The 3,153-nt window shown below is 68.1% G+C and carries 2 protein-coding genes; both read left to right on the top strand.

Annotation, left to right across the window (positions count from 1 at the left end; genetic code table 11):
• Window positions 1–1,910: DNA gyrase C-terminal beta-propeller domain-containing protein (locus tag VF794_RS31510; RefSeq protein ID WP_331116819.1), on the top strand; the 1,910-nt coding region annotated here is incomplete at its 5' end.
• Window positions 1,911–2,178: 268 nt separating this feature from the next.
• On the top strand, window positions 2,179–3,153 hold a 975-nt coding region (locus VF794_RS31505; protein WP_331116818.1), incomplete at its 3' end, for a hypothetical protein.

Here is a 3,153-nt window from a genome sequence, read left to right as displayed (position 1 = left end):
ACCAGGTGAACAAGGCGCGGCTCATCGAGAAGATCGCCGACCTGGTGCGCGAGAAGAAGCTGGAGGGCATCAGCGACATCCGCGACGAGAGCGATCGCCACGGCATGCGCATCGTCATCGAGCTCAAGCGCGATGCCATGTCCGCGGTGGTGCTCAACAACCTGTTCACCAACACCCCGATGGAGACCACCTTCGGGGCGGTGATGCTGGCCATCGACGCCGGGCAGCCGCGCACGCTCACCCTCAAGGAGATGCTCGAGCGCTTCATCTCTCACCGCCGCGACGTGGTGACGCGCCGCAGCCGCTACGAGCTGCGCAAGGCGCGCGCCCGCCGCCACATCGTCGAGGGCTTGCTCGTCGCGCAGGACCTCATCGACCTGGTGGTGAGCCTCATTCGCGCCTCGCGCGACCCGGACGAGGCGCGCTGGGGCCTGATGAACATCCTCTCGCCCGTGCTCTACGAGCGCGAGCAGTTCAAGAACCTCCAGCGCATCGACTACGCGAAGGCGAAGGCGCAGATGGAGCTGCTCGTCTCGCGCGCCCGCAACGAGGTGCCGAGCTACGGGGGGCTGGAGCACCGCTACGAGGGCTCGGGCTTCAGCGAGGAGCAGGCGAAGAACATCCTCGAGATGCGCCTGCAGCGCCTCACCGGCCTGCAGCGCGAGGAGCTGTTCCGCGAGCTGGTGGACCTGGTGCGGGAGATCCTCCGCCTGGAGGACATCCTCGCCAACGAGTCGAGCCTGCTCAACGTCATCAAGACGGAGCTCAACGAGATCCGCGAGCGCTACGGTGACAAGCGGCGCACGGAGATCATCGGCGCGGTGGACGACATCACCAGCGAGGACCTCATCGCCGAGGAGACGATGGTGGTCACGCTGTCGCACACGGGCTACGTGAAGCGCTCGGCGCTCAGCGAGTACCGGGCGCAGAAGCGCGGCGGGCGAGGCAAGACGGGGGCGACGACGAAGGAGGACGATTTCGTCACGGACCTCTTCGTGGCGAGCACCCACGCCTACCTGATGCCCATCACCAACAAGGGCCGGCTGTACTCGCTCAAGGTGCACGAGCTGCCGCTGGCGAGCCGCACGTCGCGCGGCAAGGCGATGGTGAACCTGGTGCAGTTCGGCGAGGGCGAGCGGCTGGCGCAGGTGCTGGTGACGCGCGAGTTCGTCGAGAACCAGTTCGTCTTCTTCGTCACGAAGCGGGGCGTGGTGAAGCGCACGGACCTGTCGTCCTTCGCCAACGTACGCTCCAGCGGCATCATCGCGCTGGGCATCGACGAGGGGGACGAACTCGTGGCGGTGAAGATCACCGACGGCTCGAAGGACATCCTGCTGTCGACGGCCACCGGTATGAGCATCCGCTTCCCGGAGAGCGAGGTGCGCTCGATGGGACGTCAGGCCTACGGCGTGAAGGGAATCACGCTGGAGGACGGTGACGAGGTGGTGGGCGCGGACGTGGTGGAGAAGGACACCACCATCCTGACGGTCACGGAGAACGGCTACGGCAAGCGGACGGAGGAGACCGAGTACCGTCAGCAGGGCCGAGGCGGCAAGGGCATCATCGACATCAAGACCACCGATCGCAACGGCAAGGTGGTGGGCCTGCTCCAGGTGACGGACAAGGACGAGGTGATGCTGGTCACCAACGGCGGGATGCTCATTCGCATGAAGGCGAAGGAGATCTCCGTCATCGGCCGCAACACGCAGGGCGTGCGGCTGATCGCCCTGGAGAGCGCGGACGAGAAGGTGACGGGCATCTCGAAGCTGCCCGAGTCCCAGGAGGAGGTCGAGGAGACCGTCAGTGAGGCCGCGGCGGTGGTGGCCGCGGCGGAGACGCCGGAGCCCGTGTCGGAGGAGCCGGCCGCCGAGGAGTCGACGTCGTCGGAGCCGGAGCCCGAGGCGAGCTGAGAAGAAACCTCCCCTCTCCCACCGGGAGAGGAACGGGGTGAGGGTAGGTGGACCTCGGGGTTTAACCCAGGTCCACCCCCTCTCCCCCTGAGAGGTACTCCCCCTGCCCCGCGGGGTGAGTGCAGCGTGTGGAGCCGCACAGACCCGCGCCGTGAACCCCGCGTGAGTGTCCCGTGTGGGACGGTCAACCCCGCCTTGCCAGCGTCCCTAGATTCTGGAGGCAGGCGCGCATCCGCATTTCGCGTCGAGCGGCCTGCGGGGGTCTCCCATGCGTTCGTTCCTCATGAATCGCCGGTCGTCCTGGCGAGGGCTTCTGGTGATGGGCACCCTGGCCTTCTCGGCCTGCGGGCCCGTGGTCGAGGAGCCGCCTCCCGTCGGCGCTCCCGCGCCTCGAGCCCCGGTCCACCCGGAGCGCCGGGGCATCGGCCTGCTGCCGCTGGAGGGCACCCGGGCGATGGCGAAGAAGGACAAGCCGACGCCGAGCGTGGATCCCCGGCGCTCGCTGGCGGTGACGGACGAGGCCATTCTTCAGCGGTTCAGCTTCGAGGAGGTGATGAACCAGCTCGTGGCGCAGAGCGGGGTGCCGGGCCTCACCGCGTTACAGCTCTACCAGGAGTGGTGGGACACGCAGCGGCCGGCACCCGGGCTGGGGCTGGGCGGCGCGCATTGCGATGACCAGACGCTGCCGGACGGACAGCCGGGCTTCAACGGCTACGCCTACGCCTGCCCGCGCGGCGAGGGCGTCCAGGCCGAGGAGAATCCCTTCCTCGAACCCGACACCAACCCCGCGGCCTACGTGCCCATCGGGCTCTTCAACCGCTTCGACCTGGCGGCGGAGGACGGGAGCGACTGCGGGGAGTACCGCATCGTCTTCGCGCGCCGCTCGGGCATCACCAACGCGCGCAGTCGCAACTTCATCGGCTTCGAGGGCGTGCTACCCAACCCGCACCCGAAGAAGGGGCTGCTCGGGTGCCGCAAGGTGGCGAAGTTCTGGGCGGAGCTCTCCCAGGAGCCGGACGTGGCGGCGCGCGCCGAGGCCCTGCACCGCTTCTACTTCGAGGGGCTCGGGGAGTTTCCCCCCGTCATCCACATCGACCATTTCGGCAACGCCACGGACCACGCCACCGGCCACGTGCGCACCAACCAATTCATGCAGGCCACGTGGACGTTGCGCGAGTTCCGCCTGCGCAAGCACTGCACCGGGGAGGCGTGCGTGATGCGCTTCGAGCCGGACACGGTGAAG

It is taken from the genome of Archangium sp. (assembly GCF_036389735.1).
In the GTDB taxonomy this organism is placed as follows: Bacteria; Myxococcota; Myxococcia; order Myxococcales; family Myxococcaceae; genus Archangium.
This window is presented reverse-complemented; position numbering and strand designations above follow the sequence as displayed.